The following is a 25,975-nucleotide window of genomic DNA, read 5'->3' as shown; positions in this document are numbered from 1 at the left end:
TAGAACTATTATTTGTTTGAAGTTTTTTATGTGAATTGTATACCCGTCATTGCGAGCAGTCGTAGTACTTGCGTGGCAATCTCGTCAAATATCCTGAGATTGCTTCGTCGAATTACTATGTAATTCTCCTTGCAATGACGATATCTCAGCAACCATTCTACATTAAAATTTAAAAAGTTTAAAGTTATAATATAGCTTTTTGTACAATATCGTTTAATCTCTTTGAAAATGCACCGGTATCAGCAACCGGTTCGCCCTCTAAAATACAGGCTTGATCAAATATTAGATTAACCAATTCTTCATTATTTTTATTATTTGCTTTTAAGTCGTTAAAGATTTTCTCTATGATTTTATTTTTAGGATTTAGCTCTAAATTTTTGGCAGATGCAGCAGCTATTTGTTTCTGCTCAATCAAAAACCTCTCCATGCGAATATCCATAGCAGCTTCGCTAACGGCAAGACAAGCAGGGCTTGAGGTTAGTTTTTTAGAGATCTTAACTTCTTTTACTAACTCCCCAAGCGTCTCTTTAAAATAATCGGTTAGCAATTTATATTCGTCATCGGATTTTTTACTATCTGCATTTTCCTCCTCAGATTGTGAAGTAGTTTGCTCTACATCGATATCGCTTCTTGTTGCTGATTTAATAGCATGTCCTTTATATTCGCTATTAACATTTACCCAAAAATCATCCACTGTATCGGTAAAAAGTAATACATCGATATTTTTACTAAGTAGTCCTTCGATTTGTGGGCTTGAAAGTAATTTATCGGGATTATCCCCGCTTAAATAATATATAGTATTCTGCCCCTCTTTAAATCCTGCTATATATTCGTCAAGGCTAATCATTTTATTATGCAAGGCACTTCTGAATATGCATACCTCTAATAATTTTTCATGGTTGGTAGTAGCCTCACATAAACCCTCTTTTAAAGCACCACCGAAATTAGCCCAAAACTTATTATATTCTTCAGGTGATTCCTCTTTCTTTTTTCTAAGCTCTGAAAGCACTCTTTTTGTAATAGCATTCTTGATTTTCTCAAGTACACTATTATGTTGCAATGACTCACGGCTAATATTCAGCGGTAAGTCTTCTGAATCAACCACACCTCGTAAAAACCTTAAATATGAAGGAATTAAATCTATATTCTCATCGGAAATAAATACTCTTTTTATATATAATTTTACACGCCTTTTGCGATCAGGATGGAATAAATCGAATGTTTTGCTCGATGGAATGAAAAGCAAGTTAGTAAATTCTATAGCTCCTTCGTTTTTATTATGCATAGTTATCCAAGGGTCATCAACGGCATAAGATAGGCTTTTGTAGAATTCTTTATATTGTTCTTTCGTAATTTCTGATTTCGGTCTTGTCCATAATGCAGAAGCTGAATTAAGCTGGATTTCATTATTACCGGCTTCATCAAAGAAATATATCGGTACTGCTATATGATCGGAATAGCTTTTAACGATGTGTTTTAATCTAAAATGATCAAGGAATGTATCTTCTTCCTTTTTGATATGTAAAACGATTTCCGTGCCTCTTGTGAATTCTTTGTCCAAATCTGAAACAATGTACTCGCCAAGCCCGTCCGATTCCCAAACATGGACTTTATCTTCCCCGGCTTTTCTTGAAGTTACAGTCACTTTATCAGCTACCATAAAGCTTGAATAAAATCCAACACCAAACTGACCGATTAGCATATTATCTTTTTTAGAATCACCAGAAAGGCTTTTAAGAAAATTTGCCGTACCTGATCTTGCAATAGTACCGAGATTTTCAATCAAATCCTCTTTATTCATACCGATACCGTTATCACGGATAATAATCTGTCCTTTATCTTTATCAACTTTAACCGTAATTTTGAAGTTGCTATCGCCTGATGTTAATTCACTATTACTTTGAGATAAATAACGTAATTTATCGCAAGCATCCGAAGCATTGGAAATTAACTCTCTCATAAAAATTTCTTTATTACTATAAAGAGAGTGAATCATTAAATTTAAAATCTTGCCAACCTCGGCATCAAATTTCTTTTTTTCTTGTGTCATATTAAACCAATTTATAAATTCTTGTTTTTAGCTTTGTTACTAGGTCAGTTTTTTCGTCATTGCGAGAAAAAATTGAAAATTTTGACGAAGCAATCTCGTGCTATAGTCCTGAGATTGCCACGTCGCTTTGCTCCTCGCAATGACGATTTTGGCATCTTGTAACAAAACTTTATTTATTTAATATAGGAATTAATAATCAAATTTAAATAGTCTTCATCAATATTTTTTATCAATATCGTTTTTAAGCTATTAGTATGACCTTTAATAATTTCTATATCCTTGCGTGATAATTTCCATTCTTTTGCTAGATAATTTATGATTTCTTCATTAGCTTTACCTTGCTCCGGTGTTGCTTTTATAGATAATTTTAGATATGGGATATTATTGATGATTACAAAATCGCTAATTAGATTCTGTTTAGAATTAGGCTTTACTTTAAGATTAAGTAAAACCTGATGTGAAGAAAAATTGTAATTATAGAATTTATTCATTATGTTATTTATCACATTTATTTATGATAATAAAAGAATACTTGAAAAAACTATTAAAACTGATATAAAGTTTACCGTAAATGTTTAGCACCCTTAGCTCAGCTGGATAGAGCAACAGATTTCTAATCTGTGGGTCAGAGGTTCGAATCCTTTAGGGTGCGCCATTCTTCATTTTTCGGTATTTCTACAAAAATATCAAACCGCAGATGCAGCATAAAATCAAGCTTTTTGCCGTTTAATGAAAGGTTCGATAAAACTAATTTTTATTAATTGTCTTTCACCAAATCTCTAAACTAAGCAGCTTTTCTCTTTCTTCTAAAATTTAATTAACCAGCAAGCCGTCTTAATCTCGTTTATTTTCAACTGCGGCGGCGGAAAATTCCAAGCATCAACATTTAATCCTCTAAATACCCATAAATCCCTTAAATTAATCTCAACTCGTCTATTCATACTTCTAATTAAATTTCTATTGCATTCCTAAAACTCCCTACTATGATTCTATCTATAGCTCATTTTTAACAAAATATTAAAATTTATAGAATTTAATAAGGAGTAGATTATGCTTAAATGGTGGTTTCAAACTAAATATGATAGGCTAATAGAAGCAATATGTGTAGGAAACGAAGCAGAAGCACAGAAGTTAATTGCCCGAATGGATACAAACGTAATAATGATGGGGATACAACTTTAAGCTTGGCTGTTTTGTATCGTTTAGAAAAAGTTTGTGTGTTGCTTATTGATAAAATATCCGAGCAGGCTATTAATCACGTTAATAATGACAGCGAAACAGCTTTAATTTGGGCTGCAAGTAAAGGCTTAGACAAAGTATGTGAAATGCTTATTAATAAAATGTCCGAGCAGATTATTAATCATATTGATGATAATGGCAACACAGCTTTAACTTTGGCTACTGGTAAAGGATTCGATAAAGTTTGCGAATTGCTTATACCTAGAATGTCCGAGCAGGTTAATTAATCATATTGATGATAATGGTAACACAGCTTTAATTTTGGCTGTTAGCAAAGGCTTAGACAAAGTATGTGAAATGCTGATTCTTAAAATGACCGAGCAGGCTATTAATCATATTGATAATAACGGCAACACAGCTTTAATTTTGGCTGCTACTAGTAAAAGATTCGACAAAGTATGTGAAATGCTAATACCTAAAATGTCGGAGCATGCTATTAATCATAGTGATAAAGACAACGATACAGCTTTAACTTTGGCTGCTTATAAAGGATTCGACAAAGTATGTGAAATGCTAATACCTAAAATGTTGGAGCATGCTATTAATCATAGTGATAATAACGGCAACACAGCTTTAACTTTGGCTACTAGCAAAGGATTAGAAAAAGCTTGCGAAATGCTAATACCTAAAATGTCCGAGCAGGTTACTAATAATGGTGAAACGGCTTTAAATATAGCTAAGAATAAAGGCGTAAAATATATATATGACTTATTACATAAAATAGATGGTTTTCAAAAGTTGGCTGATGGAATAAACGATAAAGTAGCTACTAATATTGTAATAAATGCTAAAGATAAAGCTATAATAAAAGACACTATAGAAGAGATAATACATAAAGCTAAAGGACTTAATAATACAACCGATATAGACAAAATAACTGCTAGTATGCAAGGGCTTATAGTTGATAAATCTACAAAATTAAAAATTATGACTATAGAAAACCAGCTTAACGAAATAATTGACAACCAAAATATAAACGATGATATTAGCATGTTAGGTGGTGATAATACTTTTGTACCCGCTGCCGGTTAATAATAAAATGCAAAAATATTTATCAATTAAGCAGATATCACTGGAGAAGGGGTGAAAGATTTCGTTGGATAATTTCCACTTTCTTTCTCCAATTTTTCAAAATGAAATATACCAAATCCAAATCCAATACTTGTTGGAATCATAATAATTAATACTCCCCAGTTTCCAAAGACTTCTATTAAATGAGGAAAACCAAAAGAGCTAATAACATACATACAAGCAGCTGATAAAGCATATGTAAATGTTACGGAAGTAAATCGTTTAAAGATTAGAAAATGTCTAAAACAATTTGGTACAGCCGGCATAACATTAAGGGCAAAAGCCATGATAAGTGATTGAATAATGAATATTTAATTTGGATTAGAAGCCTTATTTAATAAATATGGACATAGTAATATTGTAATAGTAAAAATACCTAATAACGCTTTTAGAATTTTTAAAGGATATATCTTATAACTTAATGCTGCTACTATTATTATACTTATAAGTTCTATTATAGATAATTTGAAATTTTGTTTTATAACTTGTTCGGGAGTACAGTCAAATTTGGTTACAAGAATATCGCCGCAATAAATATATGCAAAATAAAAACATACAGGCCATGCACAATCCATTATAAATAGAGCTATTGCTGTCTTTTTATTAATTTTTTCTTTCCAAATAGGATTATTTTCTAATACTTTTATATTCCTATTAGCTTTTTCAAAAGTTTTAAGTAATTTAAGCTTTGCATTAGCAAATTCAGGAGTTTCTCGTAATGCGGTTCTTGCTAATGTTCCTACAACGGCAACAATTGCACCGATACCAAATGCATAACGCCAATTAAAGCCATAAGAAGTAACAATAGTAGCAACCCCTAAAGCTGCGAAAGTTCCTACAGTAGCGAAAACCGTAGCTAAGGCTACAGTAGGATATTGTATTGGAGGTTTAGTAAACTCGGTTAAATAAACTTCTGTTCCTATTACCTCTTCCATTGAGGACATACCTTGAACAATTCTACATAATATTATTATAATAGAAGCTGTTATACCAATTTCATTGTAAGTAGGAAGTAATGCTATTACTATGCACGAAGTAGCCATCATCATAGTTGTTATAACTACTGTAGTTTTTCGCCCATATGTATCGCCTAAATATCCGAAAACGAGAGCTCCGAGCGGTCTAAAGATAAAAGTAGCACATAAAGCTGCTATAGAGTAAAGCGAAGTAGCATAAGCATCAGCTTTTGGGAAAAAAAGCTCATTAAGAAGTACGGACATATGGACATAAAGCATAAGATCAAAATATTCTAATAAGGTTCCTACAGATAACAACCCTACGGCTTGCTTCTGTTCTTTTGTCAAACTTCTTTGTTCTTTTTCGTAGCCTAGCATAATCCTTGTATAAAAAATTAAATTGTAAAAAGAATTATACTGTTTTGTATAAAAGTCAATAAAGGATTTTGTCTTAAAGGTTATAAAGAGCTTTTTTAGAGAAAATTGATAAGATTTTTGAAAGCATTTAAATTCTTTGGTCAAATTTTATTAAAAAGTAAGTCATGGCTTCCCTCTAGTGGCTCTGTATCTCCGCTTATTGCCTTTCAGTAACGTATGCTTAATCCAATCCTGATATATTTTACAAAAATCATCAACTATTGAAATTGAACATCTAGTTCTTTAAAGCTCTATTTATATAAGGTTTAATAACATTCCTCTATTCCTTTCTAACTTCAACTCTCCCATCATACCCGTTAATCAAAGATTATTAATATTTTATTAAAATATTAATAATCTTATTTACATAGAAGAATTTTTTCTATATAATGCTAATTCTAAAAAATAAATTAATTTTTAATTATCAGGTAAACTTTATGACACACGAAAACAAAATACCGGAATATGATGTAATAATCGGTAATTTTTATAAAATAGCTAAATATTCTCCTCACAATTTTGAATTTAACAATTTAACCGATTATTTAAATGCTCAAAAAGATGTAAATGATCCATCGATATCTAACGAAGAGAAAGCCAAATTAGATCTTTCAATAAAAAAACATGAATTTTTTAGAGATAGCTTTGTTAAAATATTCACAACAAAGGCCGAAAAAATAATCAAAAATAATACAACGCAGCATGAAAAGTTTTATACTGCGTATGAGGAGGCATATAGAGACGTTAACGGTATAGCCGGTCATCCCGAAAGTAGTATATTAAAAGCAATTCGTACAGGTGATCTTGAGCTAATTACGGATTATTGGAATGTAGGTATTTTTGAGAAAATCATAGAGAAAATGAACAATTTTTTAGAAGTTGCATCTTATAAAAAACAAGACGAAATAGTTAAATTTTTAATTGAAAAAGGCGTAGGTGTAAATATAGATTCTTCTTTATCGAATGCTATCTTGGCCGATTCTAAATCAACGGCAGAAATTCTTTTAAAAAAAGGTGCTAACCCAAATTTTGTAGATGAGAAAGGCATGCCACTTTTATCTTCTGCTATATGCAAAGAAAACTCGCTAACGGAACTTCTGCTGAAATACGGTGCTAATCTGGATGGAGTAGAGGGACAGAAGCCGCCTTTACACAATTGTATCTACAAAAATGATATACCGCAAATGAAACTTTTTCTGAAATACGGTGCTAACCCAAATGCAAAGTCAAAAGCAGAAAAGACCTCACTAGACATAGCAATAGAACGGGAAAATATAGATGCAATAAAGATACTGTTACGGCATGGGGTTAGTCCTGAAGTGAATGACGATTTTTTAATGCCGGGTAGTGATATATGTGCTCTTTTAAAGCTTGAATCGGCTTTTCGTACCAATGATATTAGCTTCAACACAATTAATTCTCATCCTATTGTTAAGATGGGGATAGAAGTTTTTGATAAAAATGACCCTTTTTTGAGCAATAAACTAATCACCGGTAGTCAGATCGAGAAGTTTGTTAAATGGAAAGCGGAAACATTATTAAGGACTGAAACTTTAAATGAATATACAACAAATTTATCCTATATGAAAAACTTAATTTCACTTTATGAATTTTGTAAAACCGACTCTAATCTTTTAAAAAGTCCTATAGTAAAACAACTAGGAGAAGGAATTAGTAAATATTTAGTCGGTAAAGATATAGAAGCTATAAAACAGCCGATACTTACTTTAAAAAATATGATAGTTTCTAAAATATCCGACTTCATAAAGGACGAGGAGTATAAAGACGATATTAGTATTTTAGAAGATGGGTTGAAAGCATGCACAATTCCGTTAAGCGGAGTACATTACGAGACGGTAGAAGGTTAATCTCGTTGCGAAAGCATATCGGTAATTTCTGAGTGACCTTTCATATATCGGATGCTTCACGAAATAAAAGAAAGCTTATATATCCCCAATAGACACTATTGGGGATATATATTAATAATATTTCTTAATGCTTAATTACAAGTTAGAGGAATATCTAATATATTAGACCAAACTTTATCCCAACCTTTTGCATGAGAAATATTAGGAAAAGTTTTCTTTTTTACACATAGTGAGTTACTTGTTTTTACGTAAAGTTCTGCTATGAAAGGCGGGACTCTTTTGTCATTTATGCCGGAGAGATGTAATTGAGGGATATTATTAACTTGCTTTGCATAATTTATCGGGTTTAACGATTTAACTAAGTAACCACGATAATTATGATATTTATCGAATTTTTTAGTATCTAAATTACCGGCAATTGTTATAATATCTTTAACATTACTATTTTGAACGGCAATTAATATTGTAAGCCCGCCGCCACCGGAGAAGCCGACTAAGCTAAATTTTTGTCCGTTATTGATAATATTTATGACATTGTTAATTGAATCTACGACTTCCTGCCCCATTCTTTTATCTAACCAATAATCGCTAACGCATTTTGGATTCATTTCTAAAGGAGTATATTGACAAGGTCGTGCTATATAAACAACATTCGGTCTTTTATCCATTGTAGCAAGCTTTAAGAGCATCGGATTAACAGGGGTAGGGTTGTCAGAGTTAACGCCGCCATCTGCAAGATGCCCATCTCCCTCAATATAGAATACGAAAGGTAGGTTATGGTTGGTAATACGCTGATAAGTCGTAAGAGTAAAATCATCACCGTTTACTAGCCTCATCTGAAAGTTATTTTGAGTTGCTATATCTTGTGAATGCTTTACCCTACTAGCTACATCATGAGTGGTAGAACACCCTGAAAGAAATATTGATTTAAGGAATATTATACAAAGAAGTTTTTTCATAATATTTACAGGCAATATTTGGTAGAAGTTACTTGCATGTCTTTAATGTTATTCCTGCGTGGACACCAAATCGTCATTGCGAGCGACTGAAGGCGTTGTTGCATGGATATCGATGTCATTCCTGCGAAAGCAGGAGTCCAGTAAAACCGACAAAAAACTAAATAATTAAAACGGTATTTCGTCGTCTAAGTCGCTATGGTCAAAGGAATGATTTTTAGCTTCAGGATGTTTATATTCGCTATGCCCTGAATCTTGAGTATGATTATTAGAGTTTTTACTATCTAATAATATTAATTGTGAATTAAAATTTTGTAACACAACTTCCGTAGTATATTTTTCTTGACCTGAATTATCATTCCACTTACGGGTTTGCAATGAACCTTCAATATATAATTTACTACCTTTTGTGACATAGCGTTCTACAACAGATACTAACCCTTCGCTAAATATCACTACTCTATGCCATTCAGTTCGTTCTTTTCGTTCGCTGGTAATGCGATCTTTCCAAGTTTCGGTTGTTGCTAAGGAAAGATTAATGATTTTTTTCCCTTCGCCCGTAGTTCTAATTTCCGGATCACGCCCTACATTACCTATTAATATTACTTTATTTAAACTACCTGCCATAGATTACTACCTATTTTAAAATATTATTATTGCAATAATAAAATAAAAGAGCCTATAATACTACAGGTTTTTTAAAAAATATCTCAAAAATTTTGTAGTGAAGTGATTATGAACCAAGAATATATTAAGGTACGCGGTGCTAAAGAGCATAATCTAAAAAATATAAATGTTGATATTCCAAGGAATAAATTTGTTGTTATCACCGGTCTTAGTGGTTCAGGCAAGTCTTCTTTAGCTTTTGATACTATTTATGCAGAAGGTCAAAGGCGATATGTTGAAAGCTTATCTTCATATGCAAGGCAATTCTTGCATTTACAAAATAAACCGAATGTGGAGTCTATTTCCGGATTATCGCCTGCTATTGCAATTGACCAAAAAACTACTTCTAAAAATCCTCGTTCTACAGTTGGAACTATAACGGAAATTTACGATTACCTTAGGTTATTATATGCAACGGTTGGTATTCCTTACTCTCCGGCAACCGGTCTTCCGATACATAGCCAAACGGTTTCTGAGATGGTAGATATAATTAATGAACTACCTAAAGGCACGAAAGTATATTTACTTGCTCCTATTGTTAGAGGACATAAGGGGGAGTTCAAACGTGAAATTATGAATCTGAAAAAGCAAGGCTTTCAGAAATTAATAGTTAACGGTGAAGTTTGTGAAATTGATGATTTACCAAAACTTGATAAAAATAAGAAGCATAATATAGAAGTCATCGTTGATAGAATAGTTCTAGACGAAAATTTAGGTAATAGGCTTGCAGATAGCTTAGAGAGTTCGTTAAATCTTGCCGAAGGTATTACTTATTTAGAAATTGTAGAATTACCGCCGGCAGTTAAGACCGAATTTGAAAAAAGTCAGCGTATTACTTTTTCCGAAAAATATTCTTGTCCGGTATCCGGTTTTCAGCTTACTGAAATAGAGCCTCGAATTTTTTCTTTTAATAGCCCTTTTGGAGCATGTCCTAAATGTGAGGGAATAGGTAAGGAGTTTTTCTTTGATAGAGAATTAATTGTTCTAGATCAAAGAATTTCTATTAAAGATGGTGCAATAGTGCCTTGGGGTAGCACATCTTCTAAATTTATCCTAGAGACATTAAAGGCTCTTGCCGATCATTATAAATTTTCTATTGAAGTACCTTTTGTAAGTTTATCACAAAATGTTAAGGATATTTTATTTGAAGGTTCAGGAGAAGAGGCAATAAAATTTGAATTTCACGACGGTTCTAAAACGCAAATAATAAAACAACCTTTTGCCGGTATAATACCAAGTTTGCAGGAAAAGGACCGTACTATAGAATCGGTTTTAATTAAAGAAGAACTAGCTAAATTTAAGTCAGAACATAAATGTACTGCCTGCTCAGGGTTTAGATTAAAAGACGAAGCATTATGCGTTAAAATAGCGAATTTTCATATAGGCGAAGTAGCAGGTATGAGTATTGCAGCATTGCAAAAATGGTTTAGTCACTTAGAAGAAAAATTAAATAAAAAGCAATTATTTATTGCTGAGCGTATACTCAAAGAAATTACTGAGAGATTAAAATTTCTTATGAATGTCGGGCTTGATTATCTAACGTTATTACGAGAAGCAGGTACTTTATCGGGAGGAGAAAGTCAGCGTATTCGTCTTGCATCTCAAATAGGATCAGGGCTTAGCGGCGTTTTATACGTACTTGATGAGCCGTCTATAGGTCTTCATCAACGAGATAATACAAGATTAATCGAAACCCTAAAAAGGCTTAGAGATCTAGGTAATACCGTTTTGGTAGTCGAGCATGACGAAGAAACAATGTATGAAGCAGACCATATTATCGATATAGGACCGGGAGCCGGTATTCACGGCGGTCGTGTTATTGCAGAAGGCAATGCAGAAGAAATAAAGAATTTTGAAGAAAGTATTACAGGTAGGTATCTAAGCGGTCGTCAAACAATCAAAGTGCCGTCTGAAACAAGAGTAGGGCATGATAATAGGTCAATTGAATTACTTGGGGCGGTTTCTAACAATTTAGATAATGTTGATATCAAAATTCCACTTGGTACTTTTACTGCTATAACGGGAGTATCGGGAAGCGGTAAATCAAGCTTGATGATTCATACTCTATATAAAGCGGCTCTAAAGCATTTAGAGCCGACTAGTAAAGTATTTCCTGGAAAATATAGAGAATTAAAAGGACTTGAATATATTGATAAAATTATCGATATTAATCAATCCCCGATAGGTAGAACTCCTCGTTCAAACCCTGCGACTTATACAGGTGCCTTTACCCATATTAGGGATTGGTTTGTGGAATTACCTGAATCAAAAGCTAGAGGGTATAAAGTAGGCAGATTTTCGTTTAACGTTAAAGGCGGTAGATGTGAAGCATGCCAAGGTGACGGGCTAATTAAAATAGAGATGCATTTTCTCCCTAACGTATATGTAAAATGTGATATTTGTAATGGTCACAGATATAATAGAGAAACACTTGAAATAAAATATAAAGGCAAATCTATTGCCGATATTTTGATGATGACGGTAGAAGATGCAATGCAATTTTTTGAGAAAATCCCGTTAATCTATGAAAAACTAATTACCTTAAATGAAGTGGGTCTAGGCTATATTAAAATCGGTCAGTCTGCTACTACTCTTTCAGGCGGTGAAGCACAACGTGTTAAACTTGCTAAAGAATTATCAAGACGTTCAACCGGTAAAACGCTTTATATACTTGACGAACCGACTACGGGGCTACATATTGACGATATTAATAAATTGCTGAAAGTTTTGCATAAACTCGTTGATATGGGTAATACCGTTTTAGTTATCGAGCATAATTTAGATGTTATAAAAACGGCAGATTATATTATTGATGTCGGTCCTGAGGGCGGTGACAAAGGCGGTAAGATAGTTGTATGCGGTACTCCTGCCGATATCGCTGCTTGTGCGGAAAGCCATACCGGCAGATATTTAAAGCAATATTTGGAATGATCTATCATATTAATTTGCTGTGGGTCTGTTAACAAAATAATTTAAATTGATATTTTATTAACAGCCCTATATTCTTTCTTTTTCTAAATTATTTGTTGAAAATAGTTATCACGTAGAAAAGTTAGTTAATTCTGGTCTTAAGATGCAAGAATTACTTGGTATGGAAAGAGAACAGCAAGAATCTTTCATTAAGAATGGTTTGGGAGAGTAGGAAGTTTAATTGATTTTGGTCTTAAGATACAAGAATTACTTAGTATGGAAACGGATCAGTAGAAATTATTTGTTGAGAATGGTTTTCAGGTAGAAAAGTTAATTAATTCTGGTTTTAAGATGAAAGAATTACTTGATATGGAAGGAGAACAGCAGAAATTATTTGTTGAGAATGGACATGAGATAGAAAAGTTAGTTAATTCTGGTCTTAAGATACAAGAATTACTTGGTATGGGAAGAGAACAGCAGAAATTATTTGTTGAAAAAGGTTTTCATGTAGAAAATTTAATTAATTCCGGTCTTAAGATGCAAGAATTACTTGTTATGGAAAGAGAACAACAAGAATTTTTTATTGAAAATGTTTATCAGGTAGAAGGTTTAGTTGATTCCGGTCTTGATATATCTAATAGACAAGAATCAAATATTACAAATGACAATGATTTAATTTGGTTTGATAATACGGACTATAATTTATCAGAAGTAGATCTAATGAGTCTAGATTGAGCGTGGAATAAAATTTAAGTACATTAGACTACCCATACGATAGGTGATCTAATGCCTATGGTTGTGGTGGTGGGTATAGAAGCCTAGAGAAGAAAGTGCATTTGAAAATTCAGAGTTAGGAGTTATTTCGTTTGGTATTCCGCTACAACATATATGACCGTTTAAGCATATCACTTGTTCGGAGTTTTTTATTACGGTAAATAAATCGTGAGAGATCATAAAGACCGTAATATTTAGCTTTTTACGAATCAGATTAATAAGCTGATAAAATTCCTGCTGGCTTGTTACGTCTAAAGATTGCAGCGGTTCATCTAAAATAATTAAGTCGGGGTTATTAACTATTGAACATGCAAGAACTACCTTTTGAAACTGTCCTCCTGAGAGTTTAGAAATTTCTTGATCTTTTATATGTTCCAAATCAATAAATGAGTTAATCTCTTTAATATTGTTATTAAAATTACTTGGTGCTAACAAATCTAAAAATTTTTTTACTGTAATAGGTAGATCAGGGTTTAATCCGAACTTCTGCGGTACATATCCGATTTTTAATTTGGAATCAATTATAATCTCGCCCCTTGTCGGTTTTTCAAGCCCAAGCATTAACCGTACTATGGTAGTTTTACCTGCACCGTTAGGTCCGATTAAAGTAGTGATATTGTTTTTTTTGACGGTAAAGCTAACATTATTTATCGGCAATTTATTACCGAATTTTTTAGATACGTTACGAAACTCGATTATAGGTTTTTGCAAGATAATATTTTGTGTTTAAAGTTTTATTTCTAGCTAAAAGCGTGGTTGTTGCATGGTTCGTTTTATGTCATTCCTGCGAAAGCAGGAATCCATCATAAAGCGAGATAAATCGAGCTTTTAATTTCAAAAATTTGTTGTATTTATACTTTTTTGGATTCCTGCTTTCGCAGGAATGACATCAAGCCGTTTCGCGAGCCGTGCAACAACGCCTATGATCGCTCGCAATGACGGTTTAATGTGGGTAAGCCATGACATTATGTAGAATAAATGCCGATTAATTCAGTTTCAGCTAGTAAATGTTTTTGCAAAGCTAATACTAAATCTTGCTTGCTAGCGTTTTCATCAAGCTCAAGATAATCATTTAGAGCATATAGTTTGAAAAAATAACGATGAGGTTTACCGGCAGGTGGACAAGGACCTCCGTATTTCTTTTCTTTCCAGCTATTATCTAAAATTTTAATATTGCTATCTATTTGTCCTTCTGAAAGCTCAGTAATAGAAGCAGGAATATTATATATTATCCAATGATCCCATATACCGTGCGGTGGTGCTATTTCTATTGGTGCATCAGGGTCATCCATGATAAGCACAAAAGATTTAGTATCTATAGGAGCATCACTCCACTCTAAATGCGGAGAAACATTCTGTCCTTTACAAGTAAATTTATCAGGAATACGCTCATTATGCTTAAACGCCGTACTTGTTATTATGAAAGTCATAGGTTGCTCCTTTTATTATAACGTCATTGCAAGTAGGTATTGCCATGCGGATATTGAAGGTCGTCATTGCGAGGAAATTGCATAGCAATTGACGAAGCAATCCAGTAAAAAATTCTGATTTTTAGAATTTTTTTATTATTTTTCTGGATTGCCACGCTCCTTATCAGTCGCTCGCAATGACGATTTGGTATCCATGCAGGCAATGCCTACTCGCAATGACGTTTGGTCTATCAATTCACAACTTGCCATTGTCCGTCAGGTTGGCGGCATGCGTTACCGTATGCTTTTTGTTGTTTTCCGCCTATTACAACTGTTTGAGTGTACTCACGGCAATATTGACCAGTACTATTTCTATAAGTTTTATTAGGTGTTACGTAACCGTAATTGCCGTTATCCGGATTACGCCATTCTACGTTACTACCGCTAGGAGCTGCTTCTAAAGCTCTTTGTGAAGTGAGTTCAGCAAGTCTTCTATCCTGCTCATCCATACCTGCACCTATTTGTCCGCCAAGAACTGCTCCAAGTAATGCACCTACACCTACTCCGACAAGCTGTCCTTTGCCCTTACCGAATTGAGAACCAAGTAATGCACCGCCGGCACCGCCAAGAAGTGTTCCTGTACCTTGTTTATTCATACCACCTGGACCGTTACAGGCTTGTAACATAGAAGCTGCAAGAGCTATAATCATAATTTTAGATAATAGTTTCATATAAATTCTCTCTTATTAAATATATAATTTAATAAGTATATGGTTTTTAGAATTTTGTAAAGTTAAAACTAGATTCTGTAAACAAAATTTAAATTATTTGTATTTTAAAATATTATTTTTAATTTTGTTCACGGAACCTAATTATAATTGAATTTTATATTTTCTTTGTTAAACTACAAAAAATAAATTGGAAAGATTCGTTATGGATACTAATAGCCGTAATCGGTTAATAAAATCGGCATCTTATTTATCGGTTACTACGGCATTAATTATTTTAAGTATAAAATTATACGCTTGGGTTGTTACCGATTCGCAATCAATTCTTGTTTCTTTAATTGATTCAATGCTTGATATAACTTCTTCCTTTATTAATCTAATAGCTTTAAGATTTGCCCTGCAACCGCCCGATCATCATCACAGGTTCGGGCATGAAAAAATGCAGGATTTAACAATTTTTTCTCAATCGATATTTTTCTTTGCTTCAGCTTTTTTTGTAGGCTTTTCTTCGGTTAAATCTTTATTTGAAAAAACAAAACCGGAGAATATCAGTGACGGTACTACGGTAATGTATGTATGTATATTCTTAACAATTATTTTAGTACTTTATCAAACTTATGTAATTAAAAAAACAGGATTGGAGATAGTAAAAGCCGATAAGCTTCATTATTTCACAGACTTATTAACTAATGTTATAGTAATTATCTCTATAAATTTAAGTGATTATTTTTGGTTTGTTGACCCATTATTTGGTGTAGTTATTTCGTTATATATATTTCACTTTTCTTATTCTTTATTTAAAAGGGCATTTAAAAATTTAGTTGATCATGAATTACCTGAACAAGATAGACAAAAAATTATCTCGATAGTTAATAACCATTTAGGCGTAAAAGGTATGCACGAAATGAAAACTAGATATGCCGCTCAAAAAGCTTTTATTCAGTGTCATTTGGAAATGGACGGCAATATGTCGCTTTATAATGCTCATAAAATTAGCGATGAGATTGCTTTTGAAATATTACAGGAATTTCCGGAGGCTGAAATAATTATCCACCAAGATCCTTTTGGAATCGAAGAACACGTAAATTACCGTGAATATATTGTTAGATAAAAAAACGGATTTTAATAATTTTTTCATGGAGCAAGCTTTAAAACAAGCACGGCTCGCTTTTGATAAAAATGAAGTTCCGGTTGGAGCGGTGATTGTAGATAGGTTAAATCAAAAAATCATTATTAGTAGTCATAATAATACCGAAGAAAAAAACAATGCTCTTTGTCATGCTGAAATTATTGCTATTAATGAAGCATGTAATCTTATATCTTCTAAAAATTTAAATGATTATGATATTTACGTTACTTTAGAACCTTGTGCCATGTGTGCAGCGGCTATAGCTCATAGCAGGTTAAAACGTTTATTTTACGGGGGTTCTGATTCCAAGCACGGAGCAGTCGAAAGTAATTTACGATATTTTAACAGTAGTGCTTGTTTTCATAGACCGGAAATATATAGCGGAATTCTTGCGGAAGATTCGAGGCTATTAATGAAAGAGTTTTTTAAGAGGATACGATAATCATGGTAGAACTGTTGATATCGGAGTCGTCATTGCGAGCAGCCGTAGGCTGCGTGGCAATCTCATGAAATAATAACAAACTCCTGAGATTGCTTCGTCGAATTACTATGTAATTCTTCTCGCAATGACGATTAGGCATCTATGCAGGTAATGCTGAGTTAGGAATGACATTGGGAATAAAAAAATATGCTAAAACTATTAACCCCCTATTATTTTAATAAATTATCAAAGGTTATTATAATACCTATATCTACTTTTGTCATGATGATTATAGGTCTTTATTTAGCTCTAATAGTTTCACCGGTAGATTATCAACAAGGCGAGTTTGTACGCATTATGTATGTTCATGTTCCTGCTTCTTGGATGGCCCTTGGTATTTATATTTTCATGGCAGCATGCAGCTTTAGTTATTTAGTATGGAAAACTACTATTAGCTATTTGCTAGCTGTAGCTTCTAGTTACGTTGGGGCTACTTTTACTTTGATTAGCTTAGTAACAGGTTCTTTATGGGGAAAACCTATATGGGGAACATGGTGGGTTTGGGATGCAAGACTTACCTCTATGCTCATATTATTTTTATTATATCTAAGCTATATTATCATAGTAAATAGTGCGGATAATATAAGAAAGGCACAAAATCCTGCTTCTATTATTGCTCTTATCGGGCTGATTAACATACCGATAGTAAAATTCTCGGTAAATATTTGGTATAGTTTGCATCAGCCTGCTAGTGTTTTAAGGCTAGGGAGTCCAACTATTCACTCTTCAATGCTAAAGCCTTTAATTATCATGTTTATCAGTTTTATATTATATTTTCTATTAGTATTATTTTTAAGAACTTCTATATTAATCGACAAAATCAAAAACAGATAACAAAATGACCTATGTTATAACTGATGAATGCGTAAAATGTAAATATACCGATTGCGTTGACGTATGCCCTGTAGATTGTTTCTACGAGGGTGAATTTATGCTAGTTATCAATCCTGATGAATGTATAGATTGCGGCGTATGTGTTCCTGATTGTCCTATAGATGCTATCAAACCCGAATCACCGGAGTTAATAGAATGGGTAGAACGTGCAAAAGATTTTATAGAAAATAAAGGATGGAAAAATATTACCAAAAAAAAACCTGCCTTGCCTGATGCCGATAAATTTAAAGATGAGAAAAATAAGTTTAATAAATATATAAATAATATGAATTAAATACATGTGTTTATTTTGTCACAAAACTTTATAAAAGCTTTATTATATGAATCTAATTACCGATTAAATATAGAACTAAAAAATATAATATGTTATATATGCCATTAAAGATAATGTTTAATTATTTAATTTGAGGTGCTAACCATGAAAAAGTTACTTTTAATAGCTGCTACAAGTGCAACAATTTTATCTTCTAGCGTATCATTTGCTGAGGGCATGGATAATGAATGGTATTTAAGAATAGATGCCGGTGCAGCAATGTTTAATAAAGAAAAAGATAAGGCAACTGGTGTTAAATTAAAATCTAATACGACTGTTCCGGTTGATTTAGGTATCGGTTATTATATTTCCGAAAATTTTAGAGCCGATTTAACTTTAGGTACTATAATAGGTAGAAAGTTAAAGAAATCTGGAACTGCAACTAATGCACCTTTTACCGGTACTAACATTTCAGCAAGCCATAAACCTACTATTACACGTTTACTTATTAACGGTTATGTAGATTTAACTAATTTTGATATGTTTGATGTTTTTGCCGGTGCAGGTGTTGGTCCTGCATTAGTTAAAGAGAAAATTACATATAATGGTATAACAGGTCTTTCATCTAACACTAAAAACAGAACTAATATCTCTTACAAGCTAACTTTAGGTACTTCTGCACAAATCGCCGACGGTGTTAAAGCAGAACTAGCTTATAGCTGGATAGATGATGGTAGAACAAAAAGTAAGAATGTAATTTACCAAGGAACAAGTGTACCAACCGGTGGCATGCGTTATCAAAGCCATAACTTAACAGCCGGTATAAGATTTGATATATAATTAACAAGAATATATTAATAGTTTTAGGTAATAGCCCAATGTCATACCGTAGCCCCACCACGGTATCTAGAAATACAAAATAAAGACTGGACTCCGTGGTCAAGCCACGGAGTGACATTAAGCGACAACTCAGAAATGTCACTTAAAACTATTTTTTATCGAATTTAGGTAAAAATTATTATCTAATATCGTTTTTACTAACAACTAATAAAATTTAAAGGAAAAATTTAACAATATGAAAAAATTACTTTTAATAGCAGCTGCAAGCACAGCACTTTTAACTTCCGGTCTTTCATTCGCTGATTGTGATATGAATTCTTCCGTAGATTCATCTACTAATTCATCGATGTCATCATCTATGGAAAATCAATGGTATTTAAAACTTAATGCCGGTGGCGTAATTTTTAACAAAACAAAGCCTAAAGGTACAGATTTTAAATTAAAATCTAACACAGGTTTTACTGGTAATATCGGAGTAGGTTATTATATCATGGATAATTTAAGAACCGATTTAACAATTGGAACAGTAACAAATGTTCATTTGAAAAAATCAATAACTGAAAAAAATAGCTCAGGAGGTAGTTTAACTCAGTCAGTAAAACATAAGCCTACTATTGTAAGTGCATTACTTAACGGTTATGTAGATTTTGTTGATTTAAGTATGTTTAAAGTTTTTGCTGGTGCTGGTGTTGGGCTTGCAATGGTAAAAGAGAAAATTACAGGAAAAGATGTTGTTACAACTGCTAGTGGTAGAACTACAACTCTTAATGATCCTAGCCTAACTACTAAAAATAAAACAAATTTTGCTTATCAATTATCTTTAGGTACTTCATTTGAAGTAGCACAAGGCGTGAAAGCAGAACTCGTTTATGCTTGGACAGATTACGGTAAAACAAAAAACACCACTAAAGATGGAGTTCAATATAAATTTGGTGGAACCCGTTATAAAGGTAATAACTTAATGGCAGGATTAAGATTTGATATGTAATTAACTCTCAAATCTTTTTATAATCGATTAACACGAAAAAGGAGTCTTTAATTAAAGACTCCTTTTTTTTGTTTGTGTACCTGCCTGTATGGATTCTCAATCGTCATTGCGAGCGACTGAAGGTCTTGTTGCATGGCTCGAAAAATGCACTCGGTGTCATACCGTGGCTTGTCCACGGTATCCAGAAATACTAAAATTATTAGTATTTTTTATTGTTTTTATGGACCTAGTTAGCAAGCCACGGGGTGACATTAAGGATTACTGGATTCCCGCTTTTAGCTAGGAATGACATAGAATAAAAATTGTCCGGTACTATACCCGTCATTGCGAGAAGACATTTATGCCGACGAAGCAATCTCATGAAATTTAAAAGAGATTGCCACGTCGCTTCGCTCCTCGCAATGACGATTTGATACCCATACTAAAGAGTCATCTTATCTTAGGTTTTTGCTTATAAAACGTTACGTTCATTTGATGTATTGCCTCAAAGCCTAAATAAATTTTAATACGTTCTAAAATAATATCTCGATAATAAGGTAATTCTGCTGCCGTAGCATTATCTTCTGCTTGTATAAACAGCGTATTAATCTTTTGTTTTTTATAAGTATAGGTGGTGATTTTTAAAGGTAATGCTTTAGTGCTGAAGTTAAATCCGACTATTTTATTCCAGTTAATCATGATTTCAGGCAGCAATGGATGTTGTTTGGCAAATATACGTCTAACTATTTTATCGATATCCTCTTTAATTAGCTTCATTTTAATAAACTCTGCACTGTTAAAGTTATGACGGCTATTGCAAGCATTATAGATATTACGGGAAAATATAAAGATGTAACCGATATAATCATTAAAAATATATTACAAACTGCTATAATCGATACTACTTGTTTATGAGACTTACCTTTCTGTACTGCTTTTTGAAAAAAATGTTTTAGATGAGGTTGCCAAATTTTTTCTTTATTGAGTAGCCGAATTAATATGGTTAGCACTGCATCAGTGATGTAATATAGGCTAGCAATAGCACAAGCTACAAATAAATTAGTGCTTGTAAGAGCAAGCAAGAGTAAGCAAAGGCCTGTTAAGAATCCAAGACTAATACTTCCCACATCTCCTAAAAATATTTTTGCCGGATGCCAATTAAATATTAAAAAACCACAAGAACAACCAAGAATAATCACATTTACGCTAGCTATAAAATACGGATTATCAATAGCAGGAAATTGTAAGAAACATAATATAAGCATGGTGCTAGATAGATGGATAGATTCCACACAACTCATACCGTCTATACCGTCCATAAAATTATATATATTAATAAAACCGCTTAAAGCTATAACTAAAATAGAATATATTATTATATGAATGGAATTTACCTGCGAAAAAAGAAAAATAGCAAAAGCTGCACAAATTAAGTGAAATATTAAACGAATTAGAATAGGTACGGCTTTTAAGTCATCTAAAAAGGAAATCGAGGCAATTACCAATAATAACGGTAATATTTTTATTGAATTAGCAAGGTTATTGCTCGTTATATATTCAAACCCGCTCAAAGCAATCATTACGACAATTACAATAGCAAGACCGCCACCGCGCGGTGTTATCTTATCATGAGAGCGACGACTACTAGGTACATCAACTAAACCGATTGCAGGAAGATATTTAGTTAATATATATGTTAATATAGCGGTCGCTATAAAAGAAAAAATAAATAGTAGACTTCCTGCATAACTTGTTTCTAAAGGTAATTTGTACGTCACTCCGGTACTCGCATCTGTGCGAACTAAAGTGTACGCTGCGGTGCTGTGTTCCGTGTTTCCTGCAAATTCCTCTTTATTAGCTGTGTTATGCAGGAAGTCTAATGTGCTATAGCTATTTATATTCATAGTAACATATTAGATTTAAAACTATAATATTTGTTATTACTTATAATGACATGATCATGTACCATAATATTTACGGTTTGGCATGTCTCTACTATCTTATTTGTTATATGAATGTCGGCTTTTGAAGGTTCAGGGCTGCCGCTTGGATGATTATGCACAAGTATAAGGCTGCTTGCTCCATTAAATAAAGCTCGTTTAATTATCTCACGTGGATATACTGCAGCTTGGTCTATAGTTCCTTGACTTAAAACCTCATCGGCAATTAAAATATTTTTCTTATTCAAAAATAATATACGAAATTGCTCTAGTCGCATATTACCCATATTAACTTTTAAATAATCAATCAAAGAACTCCAAGAAGCAATAATATTTTTATTTATTATTTTTTGTTTCAATACTCTATTTATCAACTCACGTATTAAAGCAAAATTGATATATAAATTTTCATTGGTGCCTTTAATACTAAGTAGCCTTTCCTTATCAAGGTTAATTAAATCCGTAATATCAAAATGATCAAGTAATTTTTTAGCAAGAGGTTTTACGTCTTTACGAGGGATAGCCGAAAATAACATTACTTCAAGTAATTCGTAATCGGAAAAATGTTCTGCTCCGGCAGCGACGAAGCGTTCTTTTACTCTTTTACGGTGACCTATATAATGAGGCGTATCATCTATTACTAAATTCTATCAAATTATTTTCTAACATTCTTTATGTTTACTCAAATTTGTTGCTGATGTCATTCCTGCGAAAGCAGGAATCCAAAAAAATAACCTATAATTATTAGTACAAAATACATATAAAAAACAAGTTTTTTAATATGTTCTGTTGGATTCCTGCTTTCGCAGGAATGACATCAAACCGCTATGCCAAACCATACAACAAAATCAATTTTTATCCTATAGTTTAGTATGGAGGATAATCAAGTTTTTTAGGTGATAACGTAAATATTTCAAAACCGTCTTTAGTCACGCCTATAGTATGCTCAAATTGAGCCGATAGTGATTTATCACGTGTAGTAACCGTCCATCCATCTAATTTACTTAATATAGTATCATAATTACCGGCATTTATCATAGGTTCAACGGTGAAAAACATCCCTTCTTCTAACGTTAGACCCGTGTCGCTGCGACCGTAATTTAATATTGACGGTTCGTCATGAAAAACTCTTCCGATACCGTGACCAGTATAATCTCTGACCACCGAATAATTATGTTTCTCGGCATAGCTTTGAATAGCATACCCAATATCACCGAGTTTAGCACCGGGTCTAACTACTTCAATCCCTTTCATCATTGCATCATAAGTTACTTGAATAAGACGCTTTGGCTTAATTGCTACGTCACCGACATAATACATACGGCTAGTATCGCCGTACCAACCGTCTAAAATTACTGTAACATCAATATTTACTATATCACCGTTTTTTAACGGTTTATCGTTTGGAATGCCGTGACAAACCACATGATTTATAGAAGTACAAATCGATTTCGGAAAGCCTTTATAATTTAACGGTGCAGGAATGGCATTATGAGAAGTAATAAAATTATGACAAAGGTCATTTAAACTATTAGTAGTGACGTTCGGTTTTACGTAATCAGTAATAAAATCGAGCGTCTCTGCAGCTAATTTTCCAGCTGCCCGCATCTTTATGAAATCTTTTTCCGTGTGGATTTTTATGGTCATATTATATTATAAGTTTTTTAAAATCGTTTATAGTATAACATTTTTTTCTAAGGTGTAAATTTCAAAAATTGACACTAGGCTCTGTGAACATTTCTAATTGATTTGCTATTTTGAGGTATTTTTTAGCGAAAATTAATAAGATTTTTGCCGGAATAGTTATTCATATTTCAAAAAAATCTTATAATTTGCAGCAAAAAATAACCAAAATTGAATCTTTTTAGAAATATTCACAGAACCTATAAATCATATTAAATTAGCTTGTCTAATTTACTTTAAAAATGTATTTTATATTAAAATTTTCTAAAAATTACCTAATGCTATATTACATAAATAAAATTCTTTCAAACAATAAAGTACAAGCCGTTATCTTAGGGATAATCGGGTTTGCTATTGTTACTGTTCTCACGTCATATAATATAGACGATCCGTCTTTTAACTCGGTTACAACAGAGTATCCTAGTAATTTAGTCGGAATTCCTGGCTCTTATTTATCAGACTTTTTATATCAATTTTTTGGGTTGGCTGCTTTTATTATACCTCTTGCTTGCTTTGTTTGGGGTAGAAATTGTTGGTATGGAAGATATCGCGGCTCATTTATCCGTATATTTGTAATGTTGCTTGCTCTCATTAGCAGTAGCACATTATTATCTAAGATTAAGCTAGAATTCATACCTGCAAATGCAGGAGGAGCTGTTGGAATAATAGCTTCTAATTTTTTTGAGCGATTTACAAATCAACTATACTTATTATTAATATTTTTTACCTTTATTATATTAGTTGTTTTACTTGAAATTAAATGTACTTCTTTAAGAAATTTTATTATTAAGCTAGGTAAATTTTTAATCTATCGGGTACAATATTTTTTACATAATGTATTTTCACGATTATCGTCGATAAGATTATTCCCTACTAAAAACAATGATAAGATAAATATAACTTCTTCTTACCAAAAGCCTGTAAGTGAAAAAGTAAAATTCACTGAAGAAGCAAAACCCGTACCTGCAAATCCTATAAAATTCTTTAGCAAACCCCCAGCAGTTCCTAAAATATCTCAAAGTGAAATAGCAGAATTGCCGCCTATTTCGTTATTACGTGATCCTGAAAACCATCATGTAAAAGGGGCTTCTTCCTCAGAGCTTAAGCAAAAAGCCGAGGAGCTGTTAACCGTGCTGAATGATTTTGGAGTTAAAGGGCATATAACTAATATAAATCAAGGACCTGTTGTAACTCAATATGAATTTGAGCCGGCAGCAGGTACGAAAACATCAAGGGTAGTAGGATTATCCGACGATATAGCACGCTCGCTTTCGGCTCTATCGACAAGGATAGCAGTCATACCGGGGAAAAATGTGCTTGGCATTGAGCTTCCTAATAAACAACGAGAATTCTTTTGTTTAAAGGAGTTGATAGAGACTCCCGAATACCAAGACAAATCAACTTTATTACCGTTAGTTTTGGGTAAAGATTTAGCAGGTAAGCCGCTGATTGCCGATCTTGCTAAAATGCCTCATTTATTAGTAGCAGGAACCACCGGCTCAGGTAAATCGGTCGGTATTAACGCTATGATAGTCTCGCTCTTGTACCGCTATACTCCTGAAGAATGCCGCTTTATCATGATTGACCCGAAAATGCTTGAATTATCGGCTTATGACGGAATACCGCATTTGCTAACTCCTGTGGTAACCGAGCCTTCTAAAGCGGTAGTTGCTCTTAAATGGGCGGTTAAGGAAATGGAAAACCGTTATAGAATGATGAGTAATATCGGCGTTAAGAATATCGCAGGTTACAATGCAAAAATCTTAGAAGCGGTTAAAGAGAATAGGGTAATTGAGCGTTCGATTCAAACGGGTTTTGACCCTGAAACAGGTAAGCCTATTTATGAAACCGTTACGATGAATATGGAAAAGCTACCTTACATAGTGGTTATTGTTGATGAGATGGCTGATTTAATGCTAGTTGCCGGTAAGGATATCGAGATGCTGATTCAAAGGCTTGCTCAGATGGCAAGAGCGGCAGGCATCCATATTATTATGGCAACTCAAAGGCCTTCTGTAGACGTTATTACCGGCGTCATTAAAGCCAATTTTCCAAGCCGTATTAGCTTTAAAGTTACCTCTAAAATCGATAGCCGAACGATTTTAGGAGAGCAAGGTTCCGAGCAGTTACTAGGTATGGGTGATATGCTATTTATGGGGAACACTTCAAAGATAAGTAGGGTACACGGACCGTTTGTTAATGAAGCAGAAATCGAAAAAATTACGGAATATTTGAAAGAGACCGGTACGCCTGAATATATCTCTGCCGTTACCGAACAACCTGAGGAAGACGATAGTAGTATTGATATCGGCGACGGTACATCTGATGAAGTGCTTTACAAAAAAGCTGTGCAGATAGTGCGTGACGAACGTAAATCCTCCATTAGCTATATCCAAAGGTCGCTTAGAATCGGCTATAACAAAGCTGCTAATTTGGTTGAGAAGATGGAGAAAGAGGGAATAGTCTCACCGCCTAATCATACAGGTAAAAGAGAGATATTACTGCCCGAGAGGTAGGAGTGGTTTTTCGTCATTGCGAGGAGCGAAGAGTCTTGTTGCATGGATCGAAAATTGTTGCAAATTCGGCTATGTCATTCCTGCACAGGCGGGAATCCAGCATAAAGCGAGATAAATCGAGCTTTTAATTTTAAAAATTTGCTGTATTTATACTTTTTTTCTGGATTCCCGCTTGCACGGGAATGACATAAAATGAGCCATGCAACAACGCCGGAGCGAAGCTTTGCT

At 33.3% G+C, this 25,975-nt stretch carries 26 protein-coding genes, 1 tRNA gene and 2 pseudogenes; 14 read left to right on the top strand and 15 right to left on the bottom strand.

The features are described 5' to 3' along the window. Nucleotides 1–184: 184 nt before the first annotated feature. Both htpG and ACE38Q_RS05905 read right to left on the bottom strand, forming a co-directional pair. A complete protein-coding gene (gene htpG, locus ACE38Q_RS05910; protein ID WP_500190457.1) occupies nucleotides 185–2,050 on the bottom strand; it encodes a molecular chaperone HtpG in 1,866 nt (621 codons plus the stop codon). Nucleotides 2,051–2,223: 173 nt separating this feature from the next. Continuing rightward, nucleotides 2,224–2,541: an A1G_07140 family DUF167 domain protein gene (locus tag ACE38Q_RS05905; protein WP_500190454.1), complete on the bottom strand. Its 318-nt coding sequence runs from the start codon at nucleotides 2,539–2,541 to the stop codon at nucleotides 2,224–2,226. Nucleotides 2,542–2,628: 87 nt separating this feature from the next. Between ACE38Q_RS05905 and ACE38Q_RS05900 the strand changes: the two genes are divergently transcribed. Continuing rightward, a tRNA-Arg gene (locus tag ACE38Q_RS05900) sits at nucleotides 2,629–2,705 on the top strand. A 151-nt stretch (nucleotides 2,706–2,856) separates the two neighbouring features. Here ACE38Q_RS05900 and ACE38Q_RS05895 read toward each other — a convergent pair. Further along, nucleotides 2,857–2,991: a hypothetical protein gene (locus ACE38Q_RS05895; protein ID WP_500190452.1), complete on the bottom strand. Its 135-nt coding sequence runs from the start codon at nucleotides 2,989–2,991 to the stop codon at nucleotides 2,857–2,859. Between the two features lie 109 nt (nucleotides 2,992–3,100). Between ACE38Q_RS05895 and ACE38Q_RS05890 the strand changes: the two genes are divergently transcribed. From ACE38Q_RS05890 to ACE38Q_RS05880, 3 genes are read left to right on the top strand one after another with little or no spacing between them, the layout of a single operon-like run. Beyond that, complete coding sequence (locus ACE38Q_RS05890; RefSeq protein WP_500190449.1) at nucleotides 3,101–3,232, top strand: hypothetical protein; 132 nt, start codon at nucleotides 3,101–3,103, stop codon at nucleotides 3,230–3,232. Between the two features lie 11 nt (nucleotides 3,233–3,243). Next, on the top strand, nucleotides 3,244–3,516 hold the full coding sequence (locus ACE38Q_RS05885) for an ankyrin repeat domain-containing protein (RefSeq protein ID WP_500190447.1): 273 nt from the start codon (nucleotides 3,244–3,246) through the stop codon (nucleotides 3,514–3,516). After that, nucleotides 3,452–4,321, top strand: a complete 870-nt coding sequence (locus ACE38Q_RS05880; RefSeq protein ID WP_500191343.1) for an ankyrin repeat domain-containing protein — start codon at nucleotides 3,452–3,454, stop codon at nucleotides 4,319–4,321. The genes ACE38Q_RS05885 and ACE38Q_RS05880 overlap by 65 nt, the downstream gene beginning before the upstream one ends. 26 nt (nucleotides 4,322–4,347) lie before the next feature. On the opposite strand, the gene ACE38Q_RS05875 is transcribed toward ACE38Q_RS05880, so the two are convergent. Together ACE38Q_RS05875 and ACE38Q_RS05870 are read right to left on the bottom strand one after the other, a co-directional pair. Next, nucleotides 4,348–4,647, bottom strand: coding sequence for a hypothetical protein (locus ACE38Q_RS05875; RefSeq protein ID WP_500190444.1), 300 nt, complete (start codon nucleotides 4,645–4,647; stop codon nucleotides 4,348–4,350). Nucleotides 4,648–4,671: 24 nt separating this feature from the next. Then, nucleotides 4,672–5,694: an MFS transporter gene (locus ACE38Q_RS05870; protein ID WP_500190442.1), complete on the bottom strand. Its 1,023-nt coding sequence runs from the start codon at nucleotides 5,692–5,694 to the stop codon at nucleotides 4,672–4,674. Between the two features lie 476 nt (nucleotides 5,695–6,170). Between ACE38Q_RS05870 and ACE38Q_RS05865 the strand changes: the two genes are divergently transcribed. Next, entirely contained in the window at nucleotides 6,171–7,601 is a 1,431-nt protein-coding gene (locus ACE38Q_RS05865; protein ID WP_500190441.1) for an ankyrin repeat domain-containing protein, read from the top strand. A gap of 131 nt (nucleotides 7,602–7,732) precedes the next feature. On the opposite strand, the gene ACE38Q_RS05860 is transcribed toward ACE38Q_RS05865, so the two are convergent. Continuing rightward, nucleotides 7,733–8,560: an alpha/beta hydrolase family protein gene (locus ACE38Q_RS05860; RefSeq protein ID WP_500190440.1), complete on the bottom strand. Its 828-nt coding sequence runs from the start codon at nucleotides 8,558–8,560 to the stop codon at nucleotides 7,733–7,735. A 165-nt stretch (nucleotides 8,561–8,725) separates the two neighbouring features. Beyond that, complete coding sequence (locus ACE38Q_RS05855; RefSeq protein WP_041079061.1) at nucleotides 8,726–9,184, bottom strand: single-stranded DNA-binding protein; 459 nt, start codon at nucleotides 9,182–9,184, stop codon at nucleotides 8,726–8,728. Nucleotides 9,185–9,292: 108 nt separating this feature from the next. Here ACE38Q_RS05855 and uvrA point away from each other — a divergent pair, with 108 nt between their 5' ends. Together uvrA and ACE38Q_RS05845 are read left to right on the top strand one after the other, a co-directional pair. After that, entirely contained in the window at nucleotides 9,293–12,154 is a 2,862-nt protein-coding gene (gene uvrA / locus ACE38Q_RS05850) for an excinuclease ABC subunit UvrA (RefSeq protein ID WP_500190439.1), read from the top strand. 330 nt (nucleotides 12,155–12,484) lie between these two features. Continuing rightward, a complete protein-coding gene (locus tag ACE38Q_RS05845; protein WP_500190438.1) occupies nucleotides 12,485–12,868 on the top strand; it encodes a hypothetical protein in 384 nt (127 codons plus the stop codon). A gap of 48 nt (nucleotides 12,869–12,916) precedes the next feature. Here ACE38Q_RS05845 and ACE38Q_RS05840 read toward each other — a convergent pair whose 3' ends face one another. From ACE38Q_RS05840 to ACE38Q_RS05830, 3 genes are all read right to left on the bottom strand, one after another. Next, nucleotides 12,917–13,618, bottom strand: a complete 702-nt coding sequence (locus ACE38Q_RS05840; RefSeq protein ID WP_500190437.1) for an ATP-binding cassette domain-containing protein — start codon at nucleotides 13,616–13,618, stop codon at nucleotides 12,917–12,919. A 254-nt stretch (nucleotides 13,619–13,872) separates the two neighbouring features. After that, nucleotides 13,873–14,337 carry a YbhB/YbcL family Raf kinase inhibitor-like protein gene (locus tag ACE38Q_RS05835; protein WP_485440761.1) on the bottom strand — a complete coding sequence of 155 codons (465 nt, stop codon included), beginning with the start codon at nucleotides 14,335–14,337 and terminating at the stop codon, nucleotides 13,873–13,875. A 230-nt stretch (nucleotides 14,338–14,567) separates the two neighbouring features. Next, nucleotides 14,568–15,047, bottom strand: a complete 480-nt coding sequence (locus tag ACE38Q_RS05830; RefSeq protein ID WP_010420998.1) for an RT0821/Lpp0805 family surface protein — start codon at nucleotides 15,045–15,047, stop codon at nucleotides 14,568–14,570. A 202-nt stretch (nucleotides 15,048–15,249) separates the two neighbouring features. On the opposite strand from ACE38Q_RS05830, the gene ACE38Q_RS05825 reads away from it, so the two are divergent. The 6 genes from ACE38Q_RS05825 (at nucleotide 15,250) to adr (ACE38Q_RS05800) (ending at nucleotide 19,629) form a co-directional block, all read left to right on the top strand. Then, nucleotides 15,250–16,155: a cation diffusion facilitator family transporter gene (locus ACE38Q_RS05825; RefSeq protein ID WP_500190436.1), complete on the top strand. Its 906-nt coding sequence runs from the start codon at nucleotides 15,250–15,252 to the stop codon at nucleotides 16,153–16,155. Further along, nucleotides 16,136–16,615 carry a nucleoside deaminase gene (locus ACE38Q_RS05820; RefSeq protein ID WP_500190435.1) on the top strand — a complete coding sequence of 160 codons (480 nt, stop codon included), beginning with the start codon at nucleotides 16,136–16,138 and terminating at the stop codon, nucleotides 16,613–16,615. Before ACE38Q_RS05825 ends, ACE38Q_RS05820 begins: the two co-directional genes overlap by 20 nt. 186 nt (nucleotides 16,616–16,801) lie before the next feature. Continuing rightward, nucleotides 16,802–17,488, top strand: a complete 687-nt coding sequence (locus tag ACE38Q_RS05815) for a heme ABC transporter permease (RefSeq protein WP_500190434.1) — start codon at nucleotides 16,802–16,804, stop codon at nucleotides 17,486–17,488. 4 nt (nucleotides 17,489–17,492) lie between these two features. Continuing rightward, nucleotides 17,493–17,822 (top strand): ferredoxin FdxA, encoded by a 330-nt coding sequence (gene fdxA, locus ACE38Q_RS05810; RefSeq protein WP_040256521.1) that lies wholly within the window; start codon nucleotides 17,493–17,495, stop codon nucleotides 17,820–17,822. A gap of 144 nt (nucleotides 17,823–17,966) precedes the next feature. Further along, nucleotides 17,967–18,641, top strand: a complete 675-nt coding sequence (gene adr, locus ACE38Q_RS05805; RefSeq protein WP_500190433.1) for an adhesin Adr — start codon at nucleotides 17,967–17,969, stop codon at nucleotides 18,639–18,641. Between the two features lie 235 nt (nucleotides 18,642–18,876). Beyond that, the gene (adr, locus tag ACE38Q_RS05800; protein ID WP_500190432.1) at nucleotides 18,877–19,629 is read left to right on the top strand and encodes an adhesin Adr; all 753 of its coding nucleotides are present in this window, start codon (nucleotides 18,877–18,879) and stop codon (nucleotides 19,627–19,629) included. 429 nt (nucleotides 19,630–20,058) lie between these two features. Here the strand turns inward: adr (ACE38Q_RS05800) and ACE38Q_RS05795 are convergent, their stop codons facing one another. The 5 genes and pseudogenes from ACE38Q_RS05795 to map all read right to left on the bottom strand — a co-directional run bounded on the left by ACE38Q_RS05795 (nucleotide 20,059) and on the right by map (nucleotide 23,195). After that, nucleotides 20,059–20,385 carry a DciA family protein gene (locus ACE38Q_RS05795; protein WP_500190431.1) on the bottom strand — a complete coding sequence of 109 codons (327 nt, stop codon included), beginning with the start codon at nucleotides 20,383–20,385 and terminating at the stop codon, nucleotides 20,059–20,061. Further along, nucleotides 20,382–21,311, bottom strand: coding sequence for an MraY family glycosyltransferase (locus ACE38Q_RS05790; RefSeq protein ID WP_500191339.1), 930 nt, complete (start codon nucleotides 21,309–21,311; stop codon nucleotides 20,382–20,384). Before ACE38Q_RS05790 ends, ACE38Q_RS05795 begins: the two co-directional genes overlap by 4 nt. 41 nt (nucleotides 21,312–21,352) lie before the next feature. Beyond that, nucleotides 21,353–21,482, bottom strand: a pseudogene (locus ACE38Q_RS05785) (palindromic element RPE1 domain-containing protein); the annotation flags it as partial. Between the two features lie 16 nt (nucleotides 21,483–21,498). After that, nucleotides 21,499–22,165 (bottom strand): annotated as a pseudogene (gene radC, locus ACE38Q_RS05780) (RadC family protein). Between the two features lie 250 nt (nucleotides 22,166–22,415). After that, nucleotides 22,416–23,195: a type I methionyl aminopeptidase gene (map, locus tag ACE38Q_RS05775; RefSeq protein WP_500190430.1), complete on the bottom strand. Its 780-nt coding sequence runs from the start codon at nucleotides 23,193–23,195 to the stop codon at nucleotides 22,416–22,418. Nucleotides 23,196–23,509: 314 nt separating this feature from the next. Between map and ACE38Q_RS05770 the strand changes: the two genes are divergently transcribed. Continuing rightward, entirely contained in the window at nucleotides 23,510–25,747 is a 2,238-nt protein-coding gene (locus tag ACE38Q_RS05770; protein ID WP_500190429.1) for a DNA translocase FtsK, read from the top strand. Nucleotides 25,748–25,975: the final 228 nt, after the last annotated feature.

Source organism: Rickettsia endosymbiont of Thecocarcelia acutangulata (assembly GCF_964263195.1).
Taxonomy (GTDB): Bacteria; Pseudomonadota; Alphaproteobacteria; order Rickettsiales; family Rickettsiaceae; genus Rickettsia; species Rickettsia felis.
The sequence above is the reverse complement of the archived record's forward strand: the minus strand, read 5'-3'. Positions and strand labels throughout refer to the sequence as shown.